This window comes from Butyrivibrio sp. INlla16, from assembly GCF_900104155.1.
In the GTDB taxonomy this organism is placed as follows: Bacteria; Bacillota; Clostridia; order Lachnospirales; family Lachnospiraceae; genus Butyrivibrio.
Genome location: NZ_FMYB01000008.1, coordinates 131,212 through 138,442, shown reverse-complemented (window position 1 = coordinate 138,442; position 7,231 = coordinate 131,212). Strand labels below are relative to the sequence as shown.

6 protein-coding genes are annotated in these 7,231 nt (G+C 45.3%); all 6 read right to left on the bottom strand.

Annotation, left to right across the window (positions count from 1 at the left end; all coding sequences use genetic code 11):
• Positions 1-396: 396 nt before the first annotated feature.
• The 6 genes from BLR42_RS06000 to rsmB all read right to left on the bottom strand — a co-directional run bounded on the left by BLR42_RS06000 (position 397) and on the right by rsmB (position 7,230).
• Positions 397-1,656, bottom strand: coding sequence for an alanyl-tRNA editing protein (locus BLR42_RS06000; protein ID WP_091867468.1), 1,260 nt, complete (start codon positions 1,654-1,656; stop codon positions 397-399).
• 82 nt (positions 1,657-1,738) lie between these two features.
• Positions 1,739-2,251: a CarD family transcriptional regulator gene (locus tag BLR42_RS05995; protein ID WP_022762607.1), complete on the bottom strand. Its 513-nt coding sequence runs from the start codon at positions 2,249-2,251 to the stop codon at positions 1,739-1,741.
• Between the two features lie 337 nt (positions 2,252-2,588).
• Complete coding sequence (locus tag BLR42_RS05990; RefSeq protein WP_091867464.1) at positions 2,589-3,044, bottom strand: hypothetical protein; 456 nt, start codon at positions 3,042-3,044, stop codon at positions 2,589-2,591.
• A gap of 248 nt (positions 3,045-3,292) precedes the next feature.
• Entirely contained in the window at positions 3,293-4,774 is a 1,482-nt protein-coding gene (locus BLR42_RS05985) for a DUF1846 domain-containing protein (RefSeq protein ID WP_334292768.1), read from the bottom strand.
• 2 nt (positions 4,775-4,776) lie between these two features.
• Positions 4,777-5,820 carry a dual-specificity RNA methyltransferase RlmN gene (gene rlmN / locus BLR42_RS05980; protein WP_091867459.1) on the bottom strand — a complete coding sequence of 348 codons (1,044 nt, stop codon included), beginning with the start codon at positions 5,818-5,820 and terminating at the stop codon, positions 4,777-4,779.
• Between the two features lie 24 nt (positions 5,821-5,844).
• Complete coding sequence (gene rsmB, locus BLR42_RS05975) at positions 5,845-7,230, bottom strand: 16S rRNA (cytosine(967)-C(5))-methyltransferase RsmB (RefSeq protein WP_091867456.1); 1,386 nt, start codon at positions 7,228-7,230, stop codon at positions 5,845-5,847.
• Between the last annotated feature and the right edge of the window lies 1 nt (position 7,231).

The window sequence follows — 7,231 nt, the reverse complement described above, 5'->3', positions numbered from 1 at the left end:
CAAAAAATAATTGAGCTCCAGGCTGCAGGCTGATTGTTCTTAGATTCTGAGCCAGAGGTAATAACCCAGCCACCGCGTTAGCGGCTTGCCCTTGATGGCACAAAAAATAACTGCTACACTGCTGCAAACGACGGAGAAAATCTGATTGTTCTTGAGTTCTTCGCCGTCGGTGATTAACCGTCAGCAGTTATTTTTTGTGCTGTCAAGGGTGGCGTCCGGCTACCTCAATCTAAATATCTGCATTTTTCAAGGTTCATCTGAGCCTATTTTTTTGACCTATTTTTTTCATAGATTATTTGACACTATCGTCAGCTTCGCTGCCACCTTTCCCCCCAGGGGGAAGGCTTAATTTTTTCAATTGGCTGCCACCTTCCCCCCAGGGGGAAGGCTAAATTATCAAAGCTGTCCGAATGTCTCCATAATATTATCAGCTGTTGCGCCTTCTATACTGCCCTGCACCATGGCGGGCTTTCCGCCACCGCGAACCTGGAAGCTTTTCCTGAGCTCCGTCAGAACATCGTTGCTGTTAAGTCCGTCCGGACATCCGATTATAAATCTGTAACCGCTCTCATCGTCTCCGAAAAAGATACCGCAGTACCCTTCTCTCTCGCTGACAAGTCTGTTCACAACACGTCTGATGACGTTAGGATCCGAATCCTTGTCCGTTAAAAGACAGACATTTCGTACGTCTTCAGGTACCTTGTCAGCTTCTATATTGAGAAGTTTTTCACCTGCCTCGGAAAGGCTTCTTTTCAGAGTGGCGATTTCTTCCTGCTGCTTATGCACAATGTTTGGAATATTGTCACCGGAAGTAGACAATTCTCCGGCAAGTTCCTGGATCATATTATGCTCACCCGACAAAAACTCGAGCGCTCTTTTCCCGCACAAAATGCTGACTCTTGTTCCGCCCTTATAATTCTGAAAACCAACAATTTTCAATATTCCGATCTCGCCGGTTCTCTTAACATGAGGCGCGCAGCAGGCGCAGACATCATAGCCGTCAACCTCAACTATTCTAACCGCACCGATAAGTTCCTTCTTGCTCCGATAGTCGATGTCCGCAAGCTCCTCAGGCGACGGGTAATATGCCCTGATCTCACGATTTTCATAAATCGCCCTGTTCACCTGCAGTTCTACGTCCGCAAGCTGTTCGGGTGAAAGCTGGCCGCTATAGTCCATTGTTACAATAGAATCGCTGAGGTGGAATCCCACGTTATCATAGCCAAATTTAGAATTCACTATTCCGGAAAAAATGTGCTCTCCGGAGTGCTGCTGCATGTTTGAAAAGCGGTGACTAAAATCGATTTTCCCGAGAATCGTGGAGCCTTCCTCGAGCTCCTTATCAAGATAATGATAGATTATATCGGATTTGATCTGGACATCAATGACGTTGATATCATTTTCCCCTTGCGTAAAGGCATCGGCACTTTCAGATGTTCCTGCTGTTTTTAATCGCTCAATATCCTGTTCACTAAGGAGATAAACTACGCCTCTGTCGGGAGTCTGTCCGCCCTCTTCAGGAAAAAACAGTGTCCGGTCAAATACAGCTTTATACTGTCCGTTCTCACCTTCTACCTTCTCACAGCTTATCACCTTGGCTGTGAACTCTGTTGAATATGCATTTTCATCATAAAGTTTTATTGTATTTTCGTTCATAATGCTTTATTTTACCACACTTTGAGGTTATTCAGAAATTTAAAAAGGGATGCCTCATCGGCATCCCTGAAATAATCAATTATTATGCAAGTGTAAGCTGTGAAAGCTCGCTGGTAACGCGCTCTTTTACTGCGTCGAGCTTGGACTCCATTGAGTAAGCCATCTCAGAATAAAGGAGCTTCTCAGCGATTCCGAGGTACTTCTCATCCATTGATGCGAACTTCTTGCCCTCGGCAGCTCTTGTAGCCTTAATCTTGCGAAGAGACTTAACAAGGCACATCATCTCGGGAGCCTTATTTCTCTTGATAACTTCTACGATAACAGCCTCAGCCTTCTTTCCCTGGGGAATATCGTATACTTCAAGCTCATCGATCTCATCGATAAGTTCCTCGGCTTCGTCTGCATCGATAGCATCACGCATCTTAGCCTCTGCTCCGTCAACGGGAACATAAAGAACACCCTTGGTGTCTATGCTTGACACCATGCTGTAGTATAAGGTTTCATTGCCTCTCTCAAGAAAAGACGGAACCAAAATGTCTTTTACTTCACAAAGTCCATGGTTACCATAAACGACGCAATCTCCTCTACTCAGCATATTTTTTCCTCCTAAAAATAAAACACGAAAAAGCCTTTTCGGACGGCAGAACCCCATCCGATGACTACTTCTAAAAAACAAGGGCGACACTAGTACAATCATAGCAATTTTTTACGATTAATGTAATATATCGGGCTCTTTTTTAAGAAAATCTTAAGAAACTATCAGAATATTGTTAGTATATGCTAATAGGGCCTGTTTTAACCGGCAAAAAGCCGCGCCAATGCAGCATTTCTAGCCAATAAAGAAGACCCGACGGAGGTATACTCGCGCCAGGCCATCTTCGCAACAATAACAATATAAGAAAGGAAAGGAGGAATTACTATAAAGCCGGGTGTTATAAAGCTTCACCGAGCTTTGTGTATATAAAACCTGTATTCTGACAGAACTCGTTAAGTTGCTGTCCAAACAGTTTCATATATGCATCTTCCATGTACTGAGCATCATGTGACAGGAACAACAGTACCTGTCCGCTCTTTAAGTCAAACTCAATATCCTTGGTGGGTTCAAGAGCATTGATGTCTTTAAACGACATTCCGTAATTTTCTCTGCACACTTCTTCTTTATTGGGCAGATCCATGGTCTCAGTGATAATCTGGTTCTTGATTTTTCTAAGGTCATCCAGAAAATGGAGAACCATAAACTCTGCAACATTGAGAGAAGTGATCTCATACCCGCCAAGTTTCATGTCGCTGATAACTTTTCCGAAATCTATAGTTGCGGCTGCAAAAGGATCAATCTTCTGCCCACCGACATCCACACAGAACACCGCATCGTATAAGCTTTGATTCATACTGAGCCTCCTGTCATCACGGGGAGTGAACTTCCATATGGTAATTATAGCACGCCTTCTTATAAACAAATCTTATAAATCTATAAAATCATTATTAATTAAATGTTTTTTCGTTAAGAATTTGTTACGAAATTGAAGTAACAAAAAAGAGGCCTGTGGTAGAGCCCCTCATCCGGCGCTGCGCGCCACCTTCCCCCAAGGGGAAGGCTTATATTTTGGCGCGCCACCTTGGGGGAAGACGCAAATTATCAACCGTGGAACAGTTTCTTGGTCTGGTATTGCGGCTCGCAGGTAAGGTTAACGCCCAGCTTGTGGAAGGTGGATTCATCAACGGGTGAAAGAATAACCGTTGAGTGAACCTCAGCGCCGCGAAGCTTGTCAACCTGCTCCAGTGCTGCTTTTGCCTGCTTATCGGTTGCAGCGCAGATTGTAAGAGCTATCAGTATTTCGCCAACATGGAGGTGCGGATTATGTCCGCCAAGCTGCTGGGTCTTGAGATTCTGAATAGGCTCGATAATTGTAGGTGAGATGAGATCAATTTCATCCGGCACTCCTGCCATCACCTTAAGGGCATTCAGCATCATAGCGCTGGTTGCACCCATGAGAGCACTGGTCTTACCTGTAACAACCTGACCGTCCGGAAGCTCAATAGCTGCTGCGGGTGCGCCTGTAAGCTCTGCCTTTAAGTTAGCGGCAGCAACCACAGGTCTGTCCTGAATGCTGCAGCCGGCCTTCTGCATGAGGATCTCGAGAGTGTCGATTCTCTCCTGTGAGCTGTCACCCTTTCTCTTTTCACAGAGTTCCTTGTAGTAACGTCTGATTATCTCCTGTTTTCCTGCTGCCTGTGCGGCCTCGTCGTCGATAATGCAGTTACCAGCCATATTTACGCCCATGTCGGTAGGTGACTTGTAGGGTGAATCGCCATAAATCTCCTTGAACATTGCGTTGAGTACAGGGAAAACAGCGACATCTCTGTTGTAGTTGACAGTGGTCTGTCCGTAAGCTTCAAGATGGTACGGATCAATCATATTCATGTCAGCAAGGTCAACGGTTGCTGCCTCATAGGCAAGGTTAACCGGATGCTGAAGCGGAATGTTCCAGATGGGGAAGGTCTCGAATTTTGCATAACCCGCCTTAACTCCGTGTCTGTTTTCATGATAAAGCTGAGACAGGCAGACAGCCATTTTTCCGCTGCCGGGACCGGGTGCAGTCACAACGACGAGTGAATGCTTGGTCTCAATGTACTCGTTCTTACCGTAGCCCTCCTCGCTGATGATGAGCGGGATGTTTGAAGGGTAGCCCGGAATTGTGTAATGTCTGTAAACCTTGAGTCCAAGGGATTCAAGCTTCTTCTGATAAGCCATAACCTGCTCTGTGCCATCATATCTTGTGAGGACAACAGATCCCACATAGAGTCCGTAGCCGTGGAAAGCATCGATAAGACGAAGCACGTCCATATCGTAGGTTATTCCGAGGTCTCCGCGGACCTTGTTTTTCTCAATATCACCCGAGTTAATAACAATTACAATCTCTACATCCTCTTTAAGCTGAGTAAGCATGCGGATCTTGGAGTCGGGCTGAAATCCCGGAAGAACTCTGGAAGCGTGGTAATCATCGAAAAGCTTACCGCCGAATTCCATGTACAGTTTTCCTCCGAACTGTCCTATCCTCTCACGGATCCTTTCTGACTGCATCTGCAGATACTTGTCGTTGTCAAAAGCCTGTTTCATCATTAGTTTTCCTCCTGGTTATTCTCTATGTGTCTTCTTCGAAGCTGTCCACAAGCTCCGTCTATGTCTCTCCCCATCTCACGCCGTACCGTGGAGTTTATGCGTCGTTTTTCCAATTTCTTCTTAAAAGCCTGAACCCTCTCTGTGGTGCTCTCCACAAAATCCCGCTCCTTTATGGGATTGACCGGAATCAGGTTGACCACGCAGTTTAGATTCTTAAGGATATCCGCGAGCTCGTCGGCATCCTCGTCCGTATCGTTGACGCCGCCCACAAGCGAATACTCGAAGGTCAGCTGTCTTCCGGTTTTATCAAAATAGTATTCACAGGCTTCCAAAAGCTCATCTATGGAATACTGATTTGCTATCGGCATCAGTTCCTGCCTCTTCTTCTGATTTGAAGCATGAAGCGATATTGCAAGATTTATCTGCAACTTTTCATCCGCGAGCTTTTTCATGTTCGGAACGATTCCGCAGGTCGATATCGTGAGATTACGCTGCCCCATGTTAAGCCCGTTTTCATCTGTTAAAAGTCGTACGAATTTCAGAATGTTGTCGTAATTATCAAGCGGTTCGCCGCTTCCCATGACCACCACTCTCGACACCTTCTCTCCGGTGTCGCACATTATGGAATATATCTGGTCAAGTATCTCGGAGGGTTCAAGGTTCCTCTCGACGCCGTCTATTGTCGATGCACAGAATCTGCAGCCCATTCGGCAGCCTACCTGCGAAGACACGCAGACGCTGTTGCCGAAGCGATACTTCATAAAAACGCTCTCGATAAGATTGCCATCTCCAAGCTCAAAGAGATATTTCCTCGTTCCGTCGATTTTTGATTCCTGCACCCTCACTACCTTAAGCGCCACAAAATCGCATTCTCCGGAGAGCTTTTCGCGAAGATTCTTCCCGAGATTGGTCATCTCCTCAAAACTTCGTGCCTGCTTCTTGTGCATCCAGTCATAGATTTGCCCGGCTCGAAAGCCGGGCTCCCCCATGTCCTTAATTAAATCCGTTAATTCTTCCTTTGTCAGTGATTTGATATCTGTCATTGAAAATCCTTAATGATACAAAAGTTATCCGTCCCTGCGTCTGAACTTCGAAATAAAGAATCCGTCAGTGCCGAATTCTCCGGGTATTATCTGGATATAACCGGCTCCGGCCGTAAGAACTTCCTTCATGGGTCCCGGAAGCCTGTCCTCTATGCTTACTGCGTCAAAAGGGAGATTTTCCAGTATCCATTTGTAATTCTCGAGGTTCTCCTCTTTTGTAAGTGTGCATGTACTGTAAATAAGTATACCGCCGGGCTTAACATAATTCCACACATTGTTTAGAATACTTCTCTGTTTTGCCTGAAGCGTCATAATAGCATTCATGTCGGTATTCATCTTGATGTCGGGTTTTCTCGCAATAACACCAAGCCCCGAACACGGAAGGTCACAGTATAACACATCCGCAGCATTTTCTAAAGTCTGATCATGCTTTTCAGCATCATGTTCTTCGACAACAACGTTATCGCATCTCATCCTGTTAACGTTTTCACGAATTAAAATGCACTTATTTTGAGATATGTCTCTGGAAATAACTTTTCCCGTATTCCGCAAGACATCCGCAGCATGAAGGCTCTTGCCCCCGGGTGCTGCACAGACATCAATTACCGTATTTCCTTTTCTAAGTCCCGCAACCTCGGTAACGAGCATGGAGCTGATATCCTGCACCATGAAGGCGCCTTCTTCGAAGCCCGGAAGATATCTGATATTGTCGGTATGATAGAGGTCCATCGCATAGGAAAGGAGCGGACTTGGTTTCATAACTATATTGCCGTTGTTCGCCTCCTTCATTTTTGCAAGAATTCCTCTTAGTTCTTCAGTTTCGAACCTATTGGAAAACCGCACCGTTACAGGTCTTGGTTCCAGGAAAAACTTGAATATTTCAACTGTCTTTTTAAAGCCAAAATCTTCCAGAAACTTTTCGGAAAGCCACTCCGGCTCTGAATATTTTACTGAAAGATACTTAATTCGCGATGCCTTGGATTCATCGTAATCCGGCCACTTTATATTGTCCTTGTTCCTTGCAATGTTACGAAGCACTCCGTTTACAAAGCCCTTGAGTCCCATGAAGTGGAGCTTCGCCGCAAGCTTCACCGATTCGTTAACCGCAGCGGAATCCGGAACAGAATCCATGTAAAGTATCTGAAAAGTCCCCATTCTAATTATGTACAGAATAGGCTTTGCCATTTTTGATATGGGTGTCTTGGAAAACAGGCCGATAACATAGTCCAGGCTTATCTGTCTCTCAATGGTTCCCTCCGCAAGATACTTGATGAAGGATTTTTGATTAGCATCAAGAAAATCATATTTATTTAGCGCAAGCTTAACCGCCGACTTCTGAAAGGAGTCGCTTTTTCCCATCTCAGCGAGAATGTCGTAGGCTATGCGCCTTTCATTAATCTTCCCTGCCATT

Coding starts and splice junctions, on each gene's coding strand:
- rsmB (WP_091867456.1), bottom strand. CDS start 7,230: ATGGCAGGGAAGATTAATGAAAGGCGCATAGCCTACGACATTCTCGCT.
- BLR42_RS05985 (WP_334292768.1), bottom strand. CDS start 4,774: ATGAAACAGGCTTTTGACAACGACAAGTATCTGCAGATGCAGTCAGAA.
- BLR42_RS05990 (WP_091867464.1), bottom strand. CDS start 3,044: ATGAATCAAAGCTTATACGATGCGGTGTTCTGTGTGGATGTCGGTGGG.
- rlmN (WP_091867459.1), bottom strand. CDS start 5,820: ATGACAGATATCAAATCACTGACAAAGGAAGAATTAACGGATTTAATT.
- BLR42_RS06000 (WP_091867468.1), bottom strand. CDS start 1,656: ATGAACGAAAATACAATAAAACTTTATGATGAAAATGCATATTCAACA.
- BLR42_RS05995 (WP_022762607.1), bottom strand. CDS start 2,251: ATGCTGAGTAGAGGAGATTGCGTCGTTTATGGTAACCATGGACTTTGT.